This is a genomic window from Paenibacillus sp. GCM10028914, from assembly GCF_042666275.1.
GTDB lineage: Bacteria > Bacillota > Bacilli > Paenibacillales > Paenibacillaceae > Paenibacillus_AQ.
Genome location: NZ_JBHTFO010000008.1, coordinates 337906 through 360451, shown reverse-complemented (window position 1 = coordinate 360451; position 22546 = coordinate 337906). Strand labels below are relative to the sequence as shown.

Genomic DNA, 22546 nt, shown 5'->3' with positions numbered 1-22546 from the left:
GATAGAAAGGATGACGAAATATGAAAAATGATATATTGATTAGTAAATTAGGGGTTGTACTCCTGTGCGCCGCTCTTGTGACGGCATGCAGCTCAAACACGGATACGACGACACCCACTGAAGATAATACATCTACAGTAGAAACGACGGTGAAGAGCACGGATACCTCAAATGTACAACAAGCGAGCGTCAAGCTATCGGATCTCGTTACATTTGATGAAGATGATTCTGCTACAGCTTGGACTGCGGACGAATCGACAGCTATTACACTGAATGGAACAAGTGCGACTGTAGATGGTAGTGGAGCTGAAGCTAAGGACGGGTCCGTGACAATTACGGCAGCGGGAACCTATGTGCTGAGCGGGGAGCTGAGCGATGGACAAGTTGTCGTGAATAATCAGGATGATGGACTCGTTAGATTGGTGCTGAATGGTGTAGATATTCATGATAATGACAGTGCTGGGATCTACATTCAGGAAGCGGGTAAGGTTGTCATGACGCTAGAAGAAGGTACAGAGAATAAAGTGTCGGACGGAGCAACCTATGTGTTCGCGGATGACACCACAGATGAGCCAAGTGCTGCAATATTTAGCAAGGCTGATCTGACAATTAACGGAACAGGTAAGCTAGAAGTAGAAGCGAACTACAATGACGGAATTGTAAGTAAAGATGATCTGAAAGTGATGTCAGGCACGTATGAGGTTCAGGCAGCAGATGACGGTATTGTAGGGAAAGATATGATAGCTGTGGCAACAGGGGATTTCGTGATTAATGCTGCGGGCGATGGTATGAAATCTTCCAATGACGAAGATACTTCCAAGGGCTTCATTGCGATTGCGGATGGAACATATGATATTACAGCCGGCAATGATGGTATCCAAGCAGAGACTTCTCTGCTAATCGATAATGGCTCTTATAACATGGTTACAGGCGAAGGTAGTGAGAACGGTGAAGTGAAGATGGGCGGCGACCCAGGCGATCGTCGTGGAATGGGAGGTAATCGTCCTTCTGAGCCTGGTGGTAAAGCTAAAAAGTCAGAAACAAACGGAACAACTGGAGCAGCAACAGAAACTGAAGCAACTGAACCAACTGAAGCTACAGGAGCAACAGAAGTAACAACAGAAGTAACAACAGAAACGGAATCAACAAGTGCAAAAGCATTGAAAGCTGGAGGAGATATTACGGTTCATGCCGGTAATTTTACTATCGATTCTGCAGATGATGCGGTGCATAGCAATAGCAGTGTCTCCATAATGGACGGGCAGTTCCAAATTGCGAGTGGCGATGATGGTATTCATGCGGATAGCTTAGTTGCTATATCCGGAGGTGCGATTGATATTACCAAGAGCTATGAAGGAATTGAAGGTGCGAATATTTCTATATCTGGCGGTGTGTCTAACGTAGTCGCTTCTGATGACGGGGTGAATGTTGCAGGAGGCAATGATGACACATCCACTGAGGATACGCATAGACAAGACAAATTTAATAGCACTGGAGATCATTTGCTTACGATTAGTGGCGGTACTTTAACAGTTGATGCCTCGGGCGATGGATTGGATGCCAACGGATCGATCTCGATGTCCGGAGGTACAGTCATTGTGAATGGCCCAACGAATAACGGTAATGGTTCCCTCGATTTCGATGGCAGCTTTGAACAAAACGGTGGAGTCTTAATTACTGCGGGAAGTTCAGGCATGGCTCAGGCTCCGTCGGATAATTCCAGTCAATATTCGGTTAATATGACATTTTCCCAGACCCAGCAGGCGGGAACCTTGGTACATTTGGAAGACAGTGATGGCAATGAGGTTCTGACCTTTGCACCATCTAAGGATTATCAATCTGTATTGATTAGTTCGCCAGATCTGAAGGAGGGAGGTTCTTATACCCTTTACTCAGGAGGATCATCGACTGGCAGTGAAATGAACGGACTATATACGGATGGAGAATATTCAGGTGGAACGGAAGTAGTTTCCTTTACACTCTCAAGCAATGTGACCTGGGTGAATGAATCAGGAGTAACAGCGGGTAGAATGAATCAAGGTCCAGGCGGCGGTGGAGGAAATCGAGGAACAGAAAAAGACTCCAACTAACTAGTTAATCGATATCGATCATATAGAAGAGAAAAACAAACAATAGCCCTCTATGAAGAACAAAGTCTTCATAGAGGGCTATTTTGTTAAACATCATATGCTGTTCATGAATGACACCTATCCGTCCTCAGACGGAGGAAGACTCCATCTGAGGCTGGTTATATAAATCGAGGTAAATGCTACAATAAATACACCAAGTGATAATGGAATCACTTTTATATCGCACGGGAAAGGATGGTATATGGTGGAGAAAATTATTGAAGTACAGGGTATTAGTAAGGTGTATGGGAAAAGAAAAACGAAGGAGAAGATCCATGCCGTTCGTGATGTTTCTTTTAGTGTAAATCGTGGAGAGGTTGTCGGTTTATTAGGCCCCAATGGTGCCGGGAAAACATCAACAATAAAAATGCTCTGTGGTTTGTTAGAAGCGGATGCTGGTTCTATACACATCAATGGCTTAGATATTACTAAGAAGAGACTGAAAGCTTTGGAGCATATTAGTGCTGTTTTAGAGGGGAACCGGAACTTATATTGGCGTCTTACGGTTCGAGAAAACCTAGAATATTTTGCGGGTAACCGGGGTTACTCTCGGAAGCAGGTTGCCGAGCAAGCAGATAAATTGTTAGAGCAGTTTAACCTTAAGGAAAAAGAAAATGAGCTGGTTAACGGATTGTCCCGAGGGATGCAGCAAAAGCTGGCAATTGCTGTAGCCCTGCTAGCGAATACGGATGTCATCTTACTGGATGAACCAACTCTCGGTTTGGATGTCGAGATTAGTTATGAACTGCGTGAAATTTTAAAGAAGATCGTGAAAGAAGAACAACGCACGATTATCATTAGTTCGCATGATATGCCTGTCGTTCAGGAGTTGTGTGATCGTACCATTATCATTAATAAAGGTGAGGTTGTCATTGACGACCGAGTGGAGAATTTACTTAAGTTGTTTGAAACAAGGGCTTATTCTATAAAATTAGGCGAGAAATTAAGCTTAGAGCAGGAGCATAAATTGCGTAGCCTATTTCCTTTAAGTACATATAAAGCAGATTCACATGAAAGCATAGTGGAAGTTAATCTAGAGCATAGTCAGGATATTTATGAGTTGTTCGATCTCCTGAAAGAGGAAGGAACCGTAGTTGAAAGTATTGATCGAACAACCATCGATTTTGAGCAAGTGTTTATTCAGATTGTAAAGGGAGGGAAGACCCGTGAAGTTGCTACACTTGTTGAATGCTAATTTCCGTAAGGAATATATAGAGTTGAAACGTTATCTACCCAATACATTTGCGTTAGTATTCACGTTTTATATTGTATTTTTGGCTGCATTTTTTGGGATTACGTCTATTGGTGACCCGGCCAGCTTAGACATGAATATTCAATATTCTATTGTAAGTGTTGCCTTTTGGAGCTTGACGATGATGACGATGAATTTCATTGGGTTTTCGGTAATCACCGAGGCGACGCGCGGAACATTAGAGCAGATATATATGTCTCCTATGGGTGTGTGGAAAATCATGCTTACACGTATCATCGCACAATTTGGTTTACAGTCTGTTATTATGATCATCTTACTGTTTGCTGCGATGCTAACCTCCGGTCAGTGGCTGAGTCTTAATCCGATGACAACGATTCCGATCATTATTATTACGATGATAAGTATGGTGGGTGTCAGCTTTATGATCGCTGGTCTAGCGATTATCGTGAAGCAAATTCAAGCGTTTCTACAGATTTTTCAATTTGTTCTGATGGGGCTTGTATTTGTTCCGTTAACCGTAGCTCCGTTTCTGGCATTTGCTCCGTTCGTCAAAGGAGTGAATATGGTAAGAACGGTAATGATCGAGGATCTGACGTTGACACAACTGCCTCTGGCAGACTATGCGGTCTTAATCATAAATTCGCTGGTATATTTAATTGCAGGGCTCTTTGTATTCCATCGCTGCGAGAAAATAGCCATGAGGAAAGGTCTGCTAGGGCAATACTAGCATTATTAATAATTGTTAGAGGAAATCTATCATAAATAAGACAATGAGAAGGGATCTGTTCAAAACAGGTCTCTTTTTATATTGCTTGCTTTCTTCTTTATAAAAGCACCCACTCATCAGCAACCTTTCTAAGGTTGATCGCGTCATACTTTATGGCCTATATTTCAAAAATTACATATTCTGAATCCGATCTAGAGAAATTGATTGCTAGGCAATGTAAAAGGAGCTACTTATTTTTGAAAAAGTTAATCTCAGGAATTCTCCGTATTCTTTTATTTATTCTCTTGTTTATTGTTTTAGGTGCCCTCCTTCTGGGGGCGTATCTATTGTTTCAGATCATTCAAGAAATGTTGTTTGTCCCTAAAGACTATTTGATATGGACTTCTAACAATCAGGAGTGGTTTATCAGTTTATTACTGCCATACATTACATGGGGCGGTTTTTATCTTTTTCTTAAGGGTAGGGAAGATACGAGGAGTGAAGGGCGTTCAAAGGTGAAGTTTTTAAGAAGACATAGAAAGTCTATCCTTGCTTTATTTATTGCCAGCAATATGGTCTTCCTGTACGTTATCATCTCTTCTGTGACTGTCATAACTAATAATAAGATCATTGATTATTCATTTCTTTATCCGCAAGGGCGCGAGTATAGTTACAAAGATATCGTGCAGATCAATGCAGGTGTGTATGGAAAGAAACAATCTTTTCCGAGCTTAGATTCAAAGGGCGATTATTTCTATATTGTTGAATTAGAAAACGGTAAGAAAATCAAATTAACTGAAGCTGGAGGGTTTATTGATGAACATGAGTATTTCACGATTGAAAAGCTTGACCGTCAATTTGTAGATATGGGTATTTCAAAAATTTCGAGTATGGATAATTTCAAATATACTACAGAGCATTTAGATGAAATCTATAGTGATGCCATACGAAGAGTGCTAGAGAACAATGCTCATTAATTAAGGTATAAAAAGCTCCCCTTACACCAGCAGGTTTTATGATTTCACCTGTCTAGCGTTAGGGGAGCATATTAAACTACATTTTTAATTACTTGCGTACAGTTTTCATTGCAGCTGTCCAAGGAATAACTTGATCTAGCATTTGGTTAACAGAAGCTGCTTGAACCTCAGCTGGCTTGAATACTGTACCGTTTTCGAAGTCAGTGAACAGCGACAATGCTGGGTGTACGCGAACATGTGCAATAAGTAGTTCACTCAAGATACCGCGCAAATGTTCTGCTGCACGAGCGCCTCCCACGGAACCGTAAGAAACAATACCAGCTGCTTTGTTGTTCCACTCTTCGCGCAGGTAATCCAGAGCATTCTTCAGTGCACCTGTGATGGAGTGATTGTATTCTTGAACCACGAATACGAATCCGTCCATACTACTAATTTTAGCTGACCAAGCTGCTGCGCCTGATGCATCGCCATTTGCTTCACCCAATAGCGGTAGTTTGAAGTCTGCGATATCAATGATTTCGTATTCAGCATCTCCACGCTGATCTGCGATTTCTTTTACCCATTTACCTACTTGTGGACTAACGCGTCCGTCACGTGTGCTTCCTAGAATAATTCCGATCTTCATCATTTCATTTCCTCCTGTTATCTCTTCATTAGTGTTTTTTTCGAATAATTTCTTAATAATACTCATTGTTATACCTCAACTTCTTTTATAGATTTGTTTGTAAAAATCTTTAAATAGAGATACTTGCGCAAAATTTACGAATAACAAATTCCTTCTGCTCAAGCTTATCTACTACATAAGTAATACTGCCACTTGTAATAAGAATCTTTTTGCCGATAATTTGTATGGGTTGATCTCCTTTATGGTACAACAATTCCATAACAGCGAATTCAGTTTGATTCAATCCATATGTAGCAATATCTTTTTTATTAACTTCTTGGATTGCTCGGGAGGCGCGAAGTATAACGGTAACTGCTTTTAACTTATGGTTAGCTAATGTCATTCGCTTTCCCTCCCTCGTCTATCTTTATATAAAACATCTTGAAGTTAAGATAAATTTAACACGTACAATGCGACTTGTCAATCTTGTAAAAAAACCCAAACGGAGTATGGTGAGAATAATAAAGGGGTCTATGTACTCGTTCACGAATATGATATAGCAGGGCCAGAAGGTCGTAATATTACAATAGGAGTAGCAAGTAGAAAAACTACATCTTCAGGAGGATTCATCGATGGCTAATAGGACTGAAAACTTGAAAGCGATTCCAGGTGTTGTTTCGTTGCATGAAAGTGAGCGTATAGCTGAATGGCAGCGTCTCCGCTATGGGATGTTTATTCACTGGGGTCTTTATTCTGAAATAGGCGGAGTCTGGAACGGTGAACCGGTAACGAAAGGCTATAACGAACAAATTCAAATGTGGGCTAATATCTCTGAAGAGGATTATTTAGAGGTTGCGAACAAATTTACTGCTGAACAATTTGATGCAGCCGAAATTTGCAAGCTTGCAAGAGATGCCGGGATGAAATACATTGTCATCACGACAAAGCATCATGACGGATTTTCAATGTTTAACACAGCAACGACTGATTATAATATTGTAGAAAAAACGCCATACGGCAAAGATCCTCTCCAATTACTAGCTGAAGAATGCCGAAATCATGGATTGAAATTTGGTATCTATTTCTCCCTTGTAGACTGGCATCAGGGCCATGAATTTGATGGTAACAACTGCAACTCCATACCAGAATCGATGGAACCGATCATTGAAGGACAGCTTCGTGAGTTATTAACGAATTATGGTCCGATTGCGGAAGTTTGGTTCGATATGTCTGCACCAACGCTTGAGCAAAGTCAAAAGTTTGCAAGTCTGGTTCATGAACTTCAACCGGAAGCGATGATTAATAGCCGCATTTGGAATAACGGCGGCGACTTCCGTACATTAGGTGATAACGAAATCCCTTCTGTTCCGCTTGATGGCGCATGGCAAACACCGGCTTCCATCTATCATTCTACTTGGGGATACCGAAGCTGGCAGAAACGAGAGGATTTGGAGGGGAAAACGAAGGAGCTTGTCCAAAGTTTAGTGAGTATTCTTGCAAGAGGCGGGAACTATCTTTTAAATATCGGACCACGGGGAGATGGCTCGATCGTTGAATTTGAAGCAGAAGTATTGCGCGGAATCGGAAGCTGGATCCAGCGTCATCCGGCATTTGCCGAAGAACTTGCTGCAACCTACTTTGACCAGCATGACTGGGGAGAAGTGCTTGCGGACCAAGGAAGCTTATATTTATGTGTAACGAACTGGCCGGAAGATGGAAAGTTAATATTGTCTGGCTTAGCAAATAACGTAACTGAAGTTGTGGAAGACGGCAGCTCCGCGCCGCTTACATATAATGCGAAAGGAACAGAGCTGATTATCGATCTTCCTGAACTAGCTGCAGATGAAGTATTACCCGTGTTTCGAGTGAGTTTCGAAGGAGAACTTCATGTGATTCCGAAAAATACGGTAAGTGAGACAGACGGAGTTTGGAAGGTTCAACCCGATAATCTTTATACGGGCAGCGGCTATGCGGATGAAGGCCATTATTTTACGATGAAAAAGACGCAAGTTCGTTTAACGAGTTACCTTGCTGTAAAGGAAGCGGGTTATGTGTTCGTTCAACTGGAAGTGGAAGCGGATCCTAACCGTAAATACAAAGTGGTTGTTGGTGAAACAGAACATGTTGTATCTGGGGCTGAATTATCTGTATCCCCAATCGGTCCATTCACTGTACATGCTGACGAAATTATACCCATGACGATTACATTAGCAGAACCGGCGCATGTTGGGGACGATTTGAGAATTGACTTTTCGTCTGCTGCGGTAATAAGAAAGTAACTTGAACGAAAGCCTGTTCTCGAGATGAGGACAGGCCTTTTGTTCTAGGAAAGAGTGAAATCCGTATTAATTTTGGAAGTTTATCGATTGTGTATCTTTATATTCGAATACTTTGATCTCATGACCATCCAAATTTTCATGAAACATGTCAATCGCATTAATCTGATTATTATTATAAGTAGTGTAGTAATACACTCCATCTTCAAGACACATGCAAGACGAATATAAGGAGACGAAGTTTTTACCGTCCTTTGTTATAACCGAACCGCCTATGGGAGCCACATTATTGAGAATGTGAAAAAATTCTGAAATCGTAGATTCTTTTGTATCCAAAAATGCTGCATGACTCTTAAGAAAGGCGGATCTAACAAATCTGGAAGAGGGGTAGAAATCACCCGGTAATCCCTTTAACCCCAGCCCACTGCCAATCGGTTCTAATTGTTGTTTATGCCAAGTGGTCACTTCCGGTTGAGTAGGGGATAACGCCATATATTGATTTAAATTGATGATATGCCAATCAAATGTAGGCTGGTTCGTTAACACACCAATCTTATTATCAAGTACAGCAAATCGTTCAGCAGTGACTTCTACTACAATCGCTTCATCGTTTTTGTCATAAATCATCCAGTGAAGAGTAGGAACAGGTAAGCTGGAAGAAAAAGCTTTATTGACCAGGTTGACTTCTTCTATAGCTGATTTAACTTCTGAAACAGATTCAAAGTTGGATAATATCCAAAGTATCAAATTGTAAGGAGCCAAGTTCACTTTTCCATCTATACTATGGTCCTCATAATGAGCGAACCCCAGGAAATTCAGCCCTGCACATGCCAAACCCTTTTCATTCATTCCGTCTGCAAGGAGTGGATGGTTGTCCACTAAAGTACCCATGCCTAAGAGGGCGTATTTTGTTTTATTAGACTCGCCGCTCACGTTATTTTCCCATTCAAAGTTTCTTGGAACGAACATGACGGATTGATTAAAGCTGTATTCGATATCCATATTTCTACCAAAAAAATGAAAACCGTCTTTACTAGTTAGAGTTAATGCAGTGCACATCGTATACATCCTTCCTTATAAAACAACAGATTACTGTTATTATTCCCTGGATCATTTAATTTATAGGATCATCAAAGGATTAAACTGAAGGCCGTAACTTGATTCAGGAAAAAAATTGAATATAGAGGCTGCTCCTATTGTATCGATAGGTGGACAGCCTCTTATTATGTAATGGGTGTTTCTTACACAATAAGAGCAAAAGACCTGATCATTTCAAAGAATTACGCAATCTCATTCTATGTTGTTAAATGGATAGAACCCGTATGATAAATGTAACAAGCAAGAGGAGGTGTCCTAATTGGCTATCGAACAGCTTATACTTAGCTCCGTATTTGTTGCCGGTTTACTTTCTTTTTTCTCCCCGTGTATATTACCGTTATTGCCGGTTTATATTTCGATTCTGTCAACCAATGAACAAGGCCAAGCGGGTCACGGCAGGACACTTGGTAAGTTTCTTGTAAACCCATATTTAGTGATGAAAACAATTATTTTTGTAACGGGGTTATCAACAAGCTTTATTCTATTAGGTTTTGGCGCTGGGTTTCTGGGTGCTGTCATTAATACAAAATGGTTTATCGTCGTCTGTGGTGTCGTCGTAGTTTTACTCGGATTACATCAAGTTGGCTTATTTAAAGTATCCTTCTTGAACCGTGAGAAAAAAGTGCAAATGAATCGCAGCGGTAAGCGTGATTTGATCGGTACGTACTTACTCGGTTTTACCTTTAGCATCGGCTGGACGCCGTGTATCGGTCCTATTTTAGGAGCTGTATTAGGTTTGTCAGCAAGTGAGGGTCAAGCATCGTACGGAGCTTTTCTTATGTTGATTTATGCCCTCGGCTTACTTATTCCTTTCTTGGGCATGGCGATATTTTCAGATATATTGCTACGCAAAGTGAGAAAGATCAATCAGTACATGGGCAAATTGAAGGTGGCTGGTGGGATCATCATTATCATTATGGGTCTATTCCTGATGACGAATAACTTAAATTGGTTTACAACACTTATTCCACAGTAAAGGAGAGAGAAATGGTGAAGAAGATCATGCTCATCGGGCTTACAACTTTAATAGTCATAGCTCTTTCAGCTTGTTCATCAGGCAATAGAGTATCAGACGGAGGAAGTACAGCAGGGGCAAAAAGCGCGCCGGACTTCACGTTAACAGACCTTGATGGTAAAACACATAGCTTGAAGGATTATGCCGGGCAAAAAGTATATGTGAAGTTCTGGGCGTCATGGTGTTCCATTTGTTTAGCTGGGCTAGAAGAAGTGAATACACTTGCCAAAGAGGATAAGGATTTTGTGGTCTTAACGATTGTAGCTCCAGGTTATAAGAATGAAAAAGATACTGAAGCCTTTAAAAAATGGTTTAACGGTGTTGAAGAAGCGCCCGATCTGACTGTATTGCTAGATGAAGGGGGGAAAATTGCTGATCAATTTCAAGTGCGTGGTTATCCAACTTCCGCGTATATAGACGCAAGTGGTCAACTGATTCAAACCCTTCCGGGCCATGTTGGTAATGAACAAATCATCGAAAAATTCGCAACTATTGAATAAAGAAAGGATGTGACGGAGGATGAAGAAGATAGGATGGTTTTTATTCCTTGGTCTAGTAATCGTATTAGCAGGATGTGGAACGGTAAAAGCCACTAATGGTTCGACCGCGCCTGCAAAAGCAGAATCCAAATATCCTGATAACCCCAATGAAGGCTTAGCTTTTGATGAGAATAATTTGGAGGAAATATGGCTGGCAGGCGGCTGCTTCTGGGGGGTAGAGGCGTATATGGAACGCGTGTATGGTGTCTATGATGTGACTTCAGGTTACGCGAATGGAAACACGGAGAACCCAACCTATGAACAAGTAATTCGTGAAAATACAGGGCATGCCGAAACCGTGCATGTTAAGTATGATCCAGCTCGTGTTGATCTAGAGAAATTGTTGACGTATTATTTTAAAATCATTGATCCAACCCTGATTAACCAACAAGGAAATGACCGTGGCGAACAGTACCGGACAGGTATTTATTATATGAATGAAGCAGATAGAGCGATAATTGACCGAGTCATTGCAAAAGAACAAGAGCGCTATGATGATCCTATTGTTACCGAAGTGGAGCCCTTAGAGAATTATTCGCTCGCTGAAGAATACCACCAAGACTACTTGGAGAAGAATCCAAATGGATACTGTCACGTGGAATTCGACTCGTTGGAGAATCAAGAAATTCCAACCCTTATAGACCCTAAGCTCTACCCTAAACCAAGCGATGAAGAAATTAAAGCGAAATTAACGAAAGAACAGTATGAAGTTACACAAGGTAAAGGAACCGAAAGAGCGTATTCCAATGAATATTGGGATAATTACGATCCAGGCATTTATGTGGATGTCGTCACAGGCGAGCCGTTATTCTCCTCTGCCGATAAGTATGACTCGATGTGTGGCTGGCCAAGCTTCACCCAACCGATTGACCCAGCCGTGGTACTTGAATATGAAGATACAAGCTATAACATGATTCGTACAGAAGTAAGAAGCCGTGTTGGAGACAGTCATTTAGGTCATGTATTTAATGATGGCCCAGTCGACCGAGGGGGATTGCGTTACTGTATTAATAGCGCGGCGATTACTTTTATCCCTCAAGCCGACATGAGAGCAGCTGGTTATGGATATTTGGTGCATCTTACAAAGTAACTACAATTGTGTACAATATATATAAGTAAGGCATTAGAAAGGTGGTGCAAACCATCTTTCTTTGTGATTGAACGGGGAACCTGATGGGGAGGGGAGCGGGCCATGTATAAACTATTATTAGTCGATGATGAAGCGATCATCATTCGAGGGATTCGTTCATTTGTTGATTTTGATGCGTTGTCGATCTCCGAAGTGTTTGAAGCCTCGAATGGGAAATCTGCTTTAGAAATATTCAAAGCACATGAGCCCGAATTGATTTTAGCCGATATTAATATGCCAAAGATGAACGGTCTTGATTTTGCAAGTGCCGTAAAAGAACTAAAACCGAATGTAAAGATCGCTCTTATTACAGGTTACGATTATTTTGATTACGCGGTCACTGCTTTAAAAGCGGGAGTCGACGATTATGTCTTGAAGCCTGTTTCTAAAAAAGACATTCAGCAAACGCTACAAAAACTTATTGCTAAAAGACAACAAGCAGACAATGACATAGAGGTTTCACGGCTTGTCCAAGATTTGAAAAAGAATGCGGATGCCATAGATGACACGGGATACAAAGCGAAAATTAAGCAAGAGATTGAAGACAATATTGCCAATGTTGAATTTTCGTTATCGTATTTAGCCAAGCAACTTGCTCTAAGCACATCTTACCTTAGTAGTCTGTTTAAACGACTTTATGGTCAAACATTTCAAGAATATATGCTGACCATTCGCTTAGAGCGCGCAAAAATTTTGCTGCTAAGTACGCATATGAAAATTTATGAAATCGCTGCGGCAGTCGGTTTTGATGATCCGAATTATTTGAGCGCTTCCTTCAAACGAAAGTTCATGCTCTCTCCTAACCAATTCCGCGAAAAAGCGAGAGAACAGGGATGATCATGCCACGATTCCACGTATTGAAAAAACTGCGTGTTCAAATTGCCCTTCACTATGTAGTCGCGAGTGTACTGACGCTCCTTGTTATAGGGATGGTCTTATACCAGAGCATCTCATCCATTGTTCAAAAAGAAGCGACAACGAATACCGAAAATGCTGTAGAGCAAAGCGGGATGTATATTGACCTATATATTGACCGGCTTAAAGCCGTGTCACGAATGCTCGCCGAAAATCCGCAACTGGTCGGTTATCTTTCCGTTAAGGACCGCGATCCGGCAGTGAAGGAAAAGATTCTCTCAACGATTGACACGACCATGGCTACCGATTCTTTTATGGAGTCGATTGTCATTGTGAGTAAAGATGGACAAATTATATCGAATGAAACGGGCCTTTCGATGAGCATGTCCGGCAATATGATGAAGGAAGCTTGGTATGTATCTGCCATTCATAGTGGCAATATGCCAGTTCTGACCTCTGCGCGCATGCAAGGCTTTAGCATGGATAAAGACAATTGGGTAATTTCACTCAGTCGTGAAATTAAAAATGAGCAGGGGAGGAATATCGGGGTTCTCCTGATTGATGTTCAGTACAAAGTGATTGAGGATTATTTGGCGAACTTAGATCTGGGACATACAGGCTTTTCCTTTATATTAAATGCAAAAGGCGAAGTTGTGTATCATGCAGATCCTTCCTATTTCCAAAATGAGAACAAGCAACAAACGTTACAGAAAATCGCCCATAATCCTGCTGCTTATGATGCTGAAAAGCACACCTTAACGCATACGTATTCCTTACAAAATGCCGATTGGCTCTATGTAGGAGTATCGTCGCAGGATGAGCTTGCAGCGATCAAAGACAAGCTCTTTTTTATTTTCATTCTCGTCGGATTTGGATTTCTAGTCATTGCGACCGTAAGTGTCGTTATCTTTACCGGACGGATTACAACGCCTTTCCGCAAATTAGAGATGGCTATGCAAGAGATCGAACAAGGGCTTGTGGAAGTACCGATTGATGATAGGGGTTGCTATGAAGCCCAAAGTCTTTCACGGCATTTTAACAGCATGATAATGAAAATTAAGAAGCTGATGCAAGAAATTACGGACAAGGAAAAGGATTTACGACGCTCGGAGATCAGTACTCTTCATAGCCAGATCAATCCACACTTCCTTTATAATACGCTCGATACGATTGTATGGATGGCAGAGTTTAATGACAGTGAAAAGGTGATCGAGATCACGAAAGCACTCGCACAGTTCTTCCGTCTGTCGTTAAGCGGAGGGAGTGAGCTTACGACGGTGGAAAATGAACTCGATCATGTACGGCAGTATCTGTTTATTCAAAAGGAACGTTATGGCGATAGGCTCACCTATACAATCGATTACGATCCTTCTTTATTACAGGTACAGATGCCGAAAATCATTTTGCAGCCGATCGTGGAGAATGCGCTCTATCACGGTATTCGCGGATTAGATCGTCAAGGCTTGATCGAAATCCGTGCTGAGGCAAGTGAACAGAAGGTTATATTTTCAATTCAAGATAACGGTGATGGATTTGATGTAGATGCCCTGCAACAGAGCATCGCTAGTAAAACGACGAAGCTTGGCGGGGTGGGAATTAAAAATGTGGATGAGCGCATTAAACTATATTATGGCAATGAATACGGTGTGACGATTAAGTCGAGTTCCAGCTGTGGTACGCTTGCCCAGATTATCATCTCGAAAACGATGGAATGAAAAGAAAACTACCCCACAAGATCCAAGATCTTAGTGGGGCAGTTTTTGTATACGAATAATTATTTCAGTTCTTTTGCTGCTGTTTGTCCTGCGATACGTCCAAAGACAATGATGTCCGCAACCGCATTTCCGCCAATACGGTTACCACCGTGAACACCACCGGTTAATTCACCAGCTGCATAAAGGCCGGAGATAGCTTTTCCTTCTTTGTTCAAGACATGTGTTTGGGTATCAATTTTCAATCCACCCATCGTATGGTGAATACCAGGAGTTACAGGGATTGCATAATAAGGTCCATTTTCAAGGGTTTGAGTCAGATGGTCTCTGCCAAACTCTTCGTCTTTACCATTTTTAACAGCTTGAGTGTAAGTCTTCAAAGTACTTTCAAGTGTAGCCGCATCGATTCCGATTTCTTTAGCCAGGCTAGCTAAATCGTCACCCTTTGTTGCATATCCATCTTTAATATAACCTGCTAGAGATGCATTTTCCTCGGCCATTTCTTGATTCACAATGAGATATGCCATTTTATCTGTTTGTTTCAAAATATTTTGGGATACAACGTCACGCGTTAACAATTCATCTGTAAATCGTTTACCCTCTTTATTGACTAGGATTGCACCGTCCCCACGAAGCCCTTCAGTAAACAGATATCCAGTCTCAGGATCTGTAGTAGGATGGATTTGAATTTCTTCAATCTGCATTAAATCTGCTCCAACCTCTTGAGCCATAATAATACCTGAACCTGTTGCACCAGCATGGTTCGTTGTGGAGAAGCCTTTTAATTCAGGACGGTACTGTTCTACCATTTCACTGTTTGCACCGAATCCACCAGTAGCCAGAATGACTGCTTTTGCGTTAACGGTAAATGGATTGTCGTTCTTATCAACAGCTTCAACGCCTACAACAACACCATCTTTTTCAATCAGTTTTTTAGCAGTTGTGTTTAACAGGATATCAACATCTAATTCTTCTAATTTCTTGGATAGCACATTTACAACGACAGGACCGATTGGCGAGCCATCTGCAGGAGTATGTATTCTTGGATTTGTCGCACCACCGGATAGAGTAACTCTGGAAATGCCAGCTCCCATATCATTCAACCAATAAATAGCTTCAGGTGCGTTATCGACTAACGTTTGGAGTAATTCTGGATCATTTTTATCATGTCCGCCTTTTAACGTGTCATCATAGAAGGTTTGTTTTGAATCTTTAATTCCATTCTCTTCTTGAATGGTCGTTTCAGCTGCGTTAATACCGCCTGTAGCTCGGTTGGTGTTACCGCCGATGATAGGCATTTTTTCGAGAACAACAACAGATTTACCTGCTTCTTTAGCTTCAACGGCTGCCGAGAGACCAGCTCCGCCTGAACCTACAACGACAACATCTACGGTGATGTCCTCTTGTTTTTTCTCTTCAACGGCTAATTTATTGGCTGCATCTTTTAAAGCCGTAATGTCTGCACCAGCTTTTTCGAGCGCCAGTGTAACTGCCTCTAGTATACCTGCACTAGATTCACTTGCCCCGGAAACCGCATCGACAGCTAAGCTCTGAGTGTTAATGATCTCTTCTGTCAATTGGGAGATAGCCCCGTCTCCAATACTGCCAGTTTCATTATCTGCTGAAATATCGATCTTCTCAATTGTATCTTTGGATACAGTTACTTTCGCAGTAATTTCTCCGCCATGACCGGAGGAAGTGCCTTCGTAGGTTCCCGGTGTAAACTTACCTGCTTCTTCGGCTTTGTCCGCAGTTTTTTCTTGACCGCAGCCAACAACGAGTAGCATGATCAGTCCCAAGATTAGAATTCCAAACAATCCTTTTTTTCTCATCTCTCTACCCCCATTGTGCAAATTTTCACATGATGACTTTAATATAGTAGGACATCAGAAGTGGGGGTGTAATTAACTTTTGTCACACTGAGACGAAAAAATTTCCATACAAGCTACTAAATAATAAAAAAAGATGATATAAAAAATTTTTTTATATCATCCTTCGTTCAATTTTTAATGTGAATATTATTCATTCATTTATGACGAATTTCAGAAAATCCATCGGCTTTTCTCAGCTTGCATTATAGCGCGCGTAGGCAGCTTGATAGATTTTCATATACTCTTCGAGCCCCATTTTATTGATCGTGTCTATGTACGCATCCCATTGATCAAAAGAAGCGCTTCCGTTCACGAATTTGGCCTCCATTTCACCAATGTAATCATGAATGTCTTTACCGACAGACGACATGAAATCCGTCTCTTCATTCGTGAAATTAAAGTTATACCAAATATCTTCAACCGCATCCGGTTCAGCCTTTACTGCAGCTTCCATTGAATTCGGCAATGTTTCGGAACCTTTGAAATAATCTGCTTTAACATAACCCGGATAGCTTCCGCCGGTCCAAGTAAAATATTTAGTTAGAGCCTGGTCCATTGTGAGTCCATCTGGATTTTTGGTGATTTCTTCGATATATTCAAGCTCGCCCTCAGCATTTTTATTGTACGTTGTTCCTTCTTCACCCATGAAAAAGAATGTGGCACCTTCCTGACCGTAAAAATGATCCATAAAGCGGATGGTCGCCTCGGGGTTCTCATTCTTATCTGTAATTGCAAATGCTCCTACGTGTACCATCGGAACTTTAACATGGGAATAGAGTTTATCACCATTTGGTCCTTCTAACGCGCCGAGCCCCATATAATTATCCTTGCCCATAACGGTGTCGGGATTCGGAACGATCGTCGATCCAAGCAGGTCCGCCTGTCCTTTGGCGTTCAGCGCACTGCTCTCAATCGTAAATATTTCTTTATCCAGCAGCCCCTCGCTGTACAGCTTGTTCATAAACTGAAGCATTTCCTTGTATTCAGGAAGCGTCTTGGTAAAGCGAAGCTCATTCTTATCCGGATCAACGTCGACAAATTTATGGCCAAGCCCTTTCGTACCGAGGCCCCAGGCACCTTTAATCTGGTCGATGATGGCTGTAATTCCTGTACCTCCAAAAGGAATCTCATCCTGCTTGCCGTTCCCGTTCAGATCGGTTTCCTTGACTGCTTTTAAATAGTTGTAGAATTCATCAATGGTTTTAGGTTCTTTCATATTCAGCTGCTTCAGCCAGTCTTCATTAATCCATAAAGGTGTACCAATCAGCATTGATAAGAAATTGGGATCATAGAAGGAAGGCAGGGAATAGATGTTGCCATCCGGCATCGTGAGTCCCTTTCGGATACCAGGATGCTCCTCCATCAGCTTCTTGAAGTTAGGTGCATACTTGTCAATCAGATCATTCAGCGGAATAAATACCCCTTGCGGACCATAGCGAGTCAGCTCTGCAGACCCTACTCGAGCGGAGTAAAAGACATCGGGATAGTCGCCTCCCGCTAAAGCCAGATTACGTTTTTCCGTCAACGTTTCAAAAGGTACCAGATTAAAGTTCACATCGATGTTCGACAGCTCCTGATATTTCTTCCACACTAGCACTTCATCATAATTACTGCTGTTACCTGCCCATTTGCCCGTGAAAAAATCTAGTGTTATCTTCTCATTCACAATCGGCATTCCCGTCTCATTTAAATTAGAAGCCGCCTCCGGACTGCTGTTCTCACTAGCAGCTTTACCGCCTTCAGAGTTGCAGCCTGCCATCAAGCTTGCTGCAATAACGATCGACAAAGAAAGACTACCCCATTTTTTCCACATACGTTAGTTCACTCCTCATTTTTATTGAACGATCATTAGCCTTTGATTGCACCGATCATCACGCCTTTAATGAAATACTTTTGCAGAAACGGGTATAGAAGGAGCATGGGCAGATTAGTCACGATGACAGCTGCATATTTAATCGCCTCAACTTCCATCAAGCTTTTGGAATACGTATCACTACCGAGCTCCACCATATTCTGCATTTGATCTTGAATTAGAATTTCACGTAAGAACAGCTGGAGAGGATATTTGTCCCTGTCGGCCAGATAAATCAAAGCATTGAAATAACTGTTCCAGTGTCCGACAGCATAAAATAAAACCATTACGGCAAGTACCGGGCCGGATAGAGGAAGTACAATTCGGACAAGCAGCTTCATATTTGAACACCCGTCTAGAAAGGCTGCTTCCTGCAGTTCTTTTGGAATCGAGCTTTGAAAGAAGGTTCTCATAATGAGAATGTTCCATACGGACACTGCTGCCGGCAGGATCATGCTCCAAAAGGTATCCAGCATCCCTAGATCTTTAATAAGCAGGTAGGATGGAATCATTCCTCCGCTGAAAAACATCGTAAACACAATCATGATCGTAAATACGCTCCGGCCTCTAAAATCCTTACGCGACAGCGGGTAGGCTGCAGCTATGGTCATAAGGACATTCAGTGCCGTACCAAAGAAAGTGTAAAGAATCGTATTCAAATATCCCTGCATCAGCTCATTATTCTCGAATATCCGCTCATAACCGACAAAGGAAAGATTCGTCGGCCATAGCCATACTTTTCCGAGCATGACATCCTCCGGATTGCTAAGCGAGGCAATCGTTACGAAGTAAATCGGATATAAGACAATGAGAGAGATGATTCCGAGAAATATATAGATAGATGCCATGACCAATCGGTCTCCCCGGCTTTCCGCCATGTCTTGCATGCCTCCTTTCTACCATAGACTGCTTGAGCTGACTTTTCTCGCAATCCGGTTAACGGTAATCAACATGATGAAATTAATGATTGAATTAAACAGGCCTACTGCGGCAGAGAAGCTGTACTGTGCACCGAGTATGCCGCTGCGGTATACATTGGTGGAGATCACATCAGAGCTTTCCATGTTCAAATTGTTTTGCATGAGAAACACTTTCTCAAAGCCGACACCAAGAATCGAGCCCATGTTTAGAATAAGTAGCACGATAATGGTTGGGGCAATACCCGGAATATTAATATGCCATATTCTTTGAAGGCGCGAGGCTCCGTCCACCCTGGCGGCTTCGTGAAGCTGTGGATCAATCCCTGCTAAAGCCGCGATATAAATAATGGAGCTCCAACCCATCGTTTGCCATACACCTGACCATACATAGATGCTCTTGAACCATCCGGGCTCTGTCATAAAGCTAATCGTCTCGCCGCCGAAAAATGAGATCACACCATTGACGAGTCCTGATACCGGAGACAAGAACATCATGATCATCCCTACCATGACAATAATGGATAGAAAATGCGGCATGTACGTTACGGTTTGTACGAACTTTCGGAACTTCCCTGTCCGCAGCTCATTAATCATCAGCGCCAGGATAATAGGAATAGGAAAACCGACAATCAATTCGTATATGCCTATGCCAAGTGTATTTTCAATGATCCGCCAAAAATAGAAGCTATCAAAAAAACGTTCGAAGTGCTGAAACCCTACCCAAGGACTCTCAAGTATCCCTTTGTTAGCCATAAAATTCTTGAAGGCAATTTGTACACCATACATCGGAATATAGTGAAAGATAACGAAGTAAGCAATTACAGGCAGAAACAACAGATAGAGCTCCCAGTTTTTCGTCCAGGATCGTATTGTGAGTCTTCGCTTCCATTTTGCCTGTTCCTTTCGATCTGACACCAAAGGCTCGGTTAAAATATCCTTCCCGATACCTACACCCCCTCTTGTTTTCTGTGATGACAACTTTATCTTTCCTCGCTTACATCTCACATGGTATAAGAGCCTTCATTGATTGGGTATTTACCGTTCTTTGGATAATAGACATCTCTTCCGATCTTTACAAAAATGAACATTTTTTCTTAAAAAAACAGTATAATCTTAAAAAATACATACTTACGTTTTACATCAGGTTTACAAGAGAACTCCTGCCCGTTAATACGGTCTTGCTACAATAAGCAGATTAAAGATTCGGTTCGTTTTACGAGAGAACAGTAAAGTTAGGAGATGAAGGCCTTATGAAGTGGATCCAATCACAAAAGCGTACTCTGTACTTTAAAATCTTCGTGAGCTTTCTTTCCCTCATCTTGTTGTTTGGGTGTTTCTATGTACTTATCTATAAAATGTATCGAAGTGGTCTTGAACAGGAAATGGTTCGAAGCAGTCAAACTCAGACGGAGAATACAGCGGAGCGGTTTGCCCAATATTTTGAAAGGATTCAGATACTGTTGTTTGATTTGTATCACGATCCGGATCTGATCAGCTTCAATAGTGAGCTGAACAGATATGGTCCTGACGGGGCGAATTATCTGAAGGCAAAGGAAGTTATCGAGAATATCCGCAAAGAAGCTTATAATCCTTTATTTATGGTCCAGGACGTGATTGTCCATTTTGAAGAAACTGACTTGGCTTTTGGCAAAAGCGGCAGCAGCAGTCACGAGTATATGTTTGAACATTTTTATCACAATATGAACTATTCGCTTCCCTTCTGGAAGGAACAGCTTGATGATGAGGATGCCTTCAGCATTTTGCAAGTCAGGTCATTCCAGCTTGCCGCCAGAGATCTTGAATCCAAGCAGCTTATGCCTTACATCTTTAAATATCCGGATACCTCATATCAGCTTGTGGCCATGATTGATATCGAGCAGGCGGCAAACGCATTTTTCGGAACGGCTGAGCAAGGGAATTTGGTTTTGATGGATAAGAGAGGGAACATTCTTTACAGTATGGATGAAGACTTCACATCTGATCAAATTCCCCTTTTCAGCAATAACCAGTCGATGGTGAAGCAGGATGGTGCTTATTTTTTCAAGACGATCGGAAGTAACGGATTGACCTACATAACTTCTGCACCGGACACTCAAATTACGGTTCAGCTACAGCAGCTCTCCAAGGCTTTGCTCTTTGTGTTTGTGCTTTCATTAGCTGCAGCTATAATCGCTGCCATTATCTTGAGCAGAAGACTTCATTCTCCTGTGAAGCAAATGCTCTCAAGCCTGCTTGATCGTACATCTGTTGGAATTAATGAAACTATGAGATCAGATAAACATGACGCCCGCGGCCAGATATGGGAGTATGAGCTTATACAAAAACAAATAAATCAGCTGCAAAAAGAAAAAGAGAGCATCGTCGAAAGATTGAAGGATCAGAATGCTGCTCTCCAAAGCTATACTTATATGAACCAGCTTAAAAACATCAATACCGACATTAATGAATGGTCTGATTTTCTGAACAGTACAGGGCGATATCATATTGTTTATTATGACATTCGTTTTCGCAATGCAGGAACACATGTGCAAGAGGACAAAAATCGCGTTATTCGTCATTTGCTGGAACATATCCATCTGATTTCCTCTGAATCGGTAAAAGATACGCATACATTCCAGATGGAAAGAGATGAAATCATTTCGGTATTGAAGGGTGCCTCATCCCAGGATCTAGGACTGCTTCTTGACCGGATTAAGAAAACCTTTGATACAGACCATGAACATTATCTTGTAAATGTATGCGTAAGTCCGCTCGTCGCTGATGCCTTCGGATTTAATGAAGCTTATCATCGTCTGCGCACACTCTCATCGCAGGGCTATCTGGCTGAAGAAACCCAGATTCTGTTTGAGGAGCGAGAACTGCCTGATATCCCCGCAATCCCTTCTGCCCCTCTGAATCATGCTCTGCAGTCAGGTAATGAGGAACGCTGCATGGATCTGGTCGAAGAGCTAATGGTGCAATTTTATGAGCAAGGTGCGGGAATACAGCAGTTTAGAGAGTTTGTAGATTTGATTGCTATCAGATTTATGGAGACCGCTAAGGAACTGTTGCCGGGTGAAGATGGTTATCCGGCACTGCGGCTGTGGATGGATGGGATACAGGATTGCCATACACTTGCGGAGTATCGCCAAGGCTTCTATCCGTTTGTCTCGGCCGCATGCACGCTTGTAAGAAAACGACAATCTTCAGTGCAAGAGCCTATCATTACTATGTTTTTCGAAATTATTCAGCATAAGTATATGGAGGACCTGTCGCTCGACTACCTTTCCGACAAGCTGAATTTATCCAGCGCTTATCTCTCTGCTTATATCAAAGAGAAGACCGGTATGAATTTCAGCGATCATCTGCAAGGTATCCGTATGTCCAAAGCATGTGAGTTGCTCATTACAACAGGGATGAACGTGAATGAGATCAGTCAGCTCGTCGGATACCAGAATATTACATCGTTTAACCGTTCATTCAAGAAAGTGACCCATATGACACCAGGCGCCTACCGCAAGCAGCATGTGATTCAGGAGTACAGAATAAGCATGTAAGAGTACTCAACTCATTTTTCCATAATAAAAACACCTTCTCATTGAATGATTACAGGTATACCGTACCTGTTCTTCAAGTAGAAGGTGTTTCTATTTGTCGTTATTGGAATATTC

At 41.8% G+C, this 22546-nt stretch carries 17 protein-coding genes and 1 pseudogene; 11 read left to right on the top strand and 7 right to left on the bottom strand.

What is annotated here, in order from left to right; translation table 11 throughout:
• The first annotated feature begins 20 nt into the window (after nucleotides 1–20).
• The 4 genes from ACFQV5_RS08055 (at nucleotide 21) to ACFQV5_RS08040 (ending at nucleotide 5025) form a co-directional block, all read left to right on the top strand.
• Nucleotides 21–2090, top strand: coding sequence for a carbohydrate-binding domain-containing protein (locus ACFQV5_RS08055; RefSeq protein WP_379245435.1), 2070 nt, complete (start codon nucleotides 21–23; stop codon nucleotides 2088–2090).
• Between the two features lie 244 nt (nucleotides 2091–2334).
• Nucleotides 2335–3324 carry an ABC transporter ATP-binding protein gene (locus ACFQV5_RS08050; RefSeq protein ID WP_379245692.1) on the top strand — a complete coding sequence of 330 codons (990 nt, stop codon included), beginning with the start codon at nucleotides 2335–2337 and terminating at the stop codon, nucleotides 3322–3324.
• Nucleotides 3296–4069, top strand: coding sequence for an ABC transporter permease (locus ACFQV5_RS08045; protein ID WP_379245433.1), 774 nt, complete (start codon nucleotides 3296–3298; stop codon nucleotides 4067–4069). Before ACFQV5_RS08050 ends, ACFQV5_RS08045 begins: the two co-directional genes overlap by 29 nt.
• A 326-nt stretch (nucleotides 4070–4395) precedes the next feature.
• Complete coding sequence (locus ACFQV5_RS08040; protein WP_379245431.1) at nucleotides 4396–5025, top strand: hypothetical protein; 630 nt, start codon at nucleotides 4396–4398, stop codon at nucleotides 5023–5025.
• An 88-nt stretch (nucleotides 5026–5113) separates the two neighbouring features.
• On the opposite strand, the gene ACFQV5_RS08035 is transcribed toward ACFQV5_RS08040, so the two are convergent.
• On the bottom strand, nucleotides 5114–5716 hold the full coding sequence (locus tag ACFQV5_RS08035) for an NADPH-dependent FMN reductase (protein ID WP_379245429.1): 603 nt from the start codon (nucleotides 5714–5716) through the stop codon (nucleotides 5114–5116).
• 61 nt (nucleotides 5717–5777) lie between these two features.
• Nucleotides 5778–6032 (bottom strand): annotated as a pseudogene (locus ACFQV5_RS08030) (MarR family winged helix-turn-helix transcriptional regulator); the annotation flags it as partial.
• Nucleotides 6033–6261: 229 nt separating this feature from the next.
• Between ACFQV5_RS08030 and ACFQV5_RS08025 the strand changes: the two are divergent.
• A complete protein-coding gene (locus tag ACFQV5_RS08025; RefSeq protein ID WP_379245427.1) occupies nucleotides 6262–7908 on the top strand; it encodes an alpha-L-fucosidase in 1647 nt (548 codons plus the stop codon).
• Between the two features lie 66 nt (nucleotides 7909–7974).
• On the opposite strand, the gene bsh is transcribed toward ACFQV5_RS08025, so the two are convergent.
• A complete protein-coding gene (gene bsh, locus ACFQV5_RS08020; RefSeq protein ID WP_379245425.1) occupies nucleotides 7975–8964 on the bottom strand; it encodes a choloylglycine hydrolase in 990 nt (329 codons plus the stop codon).
• Between the two features lie 298 nt (nucleotides 8965–9262).
• Between bsh and ACFQV5_RS08015 the strand changes: the two genes are divergently transcribed.
• From ACFQV5_RS08015 to ACFQV5_RS07995, 5 genes are all read left to right on the top strand, one after another.
• On the top strand, nucleotides 9263–9979 hold the full coding sequence (locus ACFQV5_RS08015) for a cytochrome c biogenesis CcdA family protein (protein WP_379245423.1): 717 nt from the start codon (nucleotides 9263–9265) through the stop codon (nucleotides 9977–9979).
• 11 nt (nucleotides 9980–9990) lie between these two features.
• Nucleotides 9991–10518 carry a TlpA family protein disulfide reductase gene (locus tag ACFQV5_RS08010; RefSeq protein ID WP_379245421.1) on the top strand — a complete coding sequence of 176 codons (528 nt, stop codon included), beginning with the start codon at nucleotides 9991–9993 and terminating at the stop codon, nucleotides 10516–10518.
• Between the two features lie 19 nt (nucleotides 10519–10537).
• Nucleotides 10538–11647: a peptide-methionine (R)-S-oxide reductase MsrB gene (gene msrB / locus ACFQV5_RS08005; RefSeq protein ID WP_379245418.1), complete on the top strand. Its 1110-nt coding sequence runs from the start codon at nucleotides 10538–10540 to the stop codon at nucleotides 11645–11647.
• Between the two features lie 102 nt (nucleotides 11648–11749).
• Complete coding sequence (locus ACFQV5_RS08000; protein ID WP_379245416.1) at nucleotides 11750–12523, top strand: response regulator transcription factor; 774 nt, start codon at nucleotides 11750–11752, stop codon at nucleotides 12521–12523.
• Between the two features lie 20 nt (nucleotides 12524–12543).
• Entirely contained in the window at nucleotides 12544–14256 is a 1713-nt protein-coding gene (locus ACFQV5_RS07995) for a cache domain-containing sensor histidine kinase (RefSeq protein ID WP_379245414.1), read from the top strand.
• Nucleotides 14257–14315: 59 nt separating this feature from the next.
• On the opposite strand, the gene ACFQV5_RS07990 is transcribed toward ACFQV5_RS07995, so the two are convergent.
• The 4 genes from ACFQV5_RS07990 to ACFQV5_RS07975 form a co-directional block, all read right to left on the bottom strand.
• A complete protein-coding gene (locus tag ACFQV5_RS07990) occupies nucleotides 14316–16085 on the bottom strand; it encodes a flavocytochrome c (protein ID WP_379245412.1) in 1770 nt (589 codons plus the stop codon).
• Between the two features lie 232 nt (nucleotides 16086–16317).
• Entirely contained in the window at nucleotides 16318–17937 is a 1620-nt protein-coding gene (locus ACFQV5_RS07985) for an extracellular solute-binding protein (RefSeq protein WP_379245410.1), read from the bottom strand.
• Between the two features lie 35 nt (nucleotides 17938–17972).
• A complete protein-coding gene (locus ACFQV5_RS07980; protein WP_379245408.1) occupies nucleotides 17973–18854 on the bottom strand; it encodes a carbohydrate ABC transporter permease in 882 nt (293 codons plus the stop codon).
• Nucleotides 18855–18872: 18 nt separating this feature from the next.
• Complete coding sequence (locus tag ACFQV5_RS07975; protein ID WP_379245690.1) at nucleotides 18873–19811, bottom strand: ABC transporter permease; 939 nt, start codon at nucleotides 19809–19811, stop codon at nucleotides 18873–18875.
• A gap of 335 nt (nucleotides 19812–20146) precedes the next feature.
• Here ACFQV5_RS07975 and ACFQV5_RS07970 point away from each other — a divergent pair, with 335 nt between their 5' ends.
• Entirely contained in the window at nucleotides 20147–22432 is a 2286-nt protein-coding gene (locus ACFQV5_RS07970) for a helix-turn-helix domain-containing protein (protein ID WP_379245406.1), read from the top strand.
• Nucleotides 22433–22546: the final 114 nt, after the last annotated feature.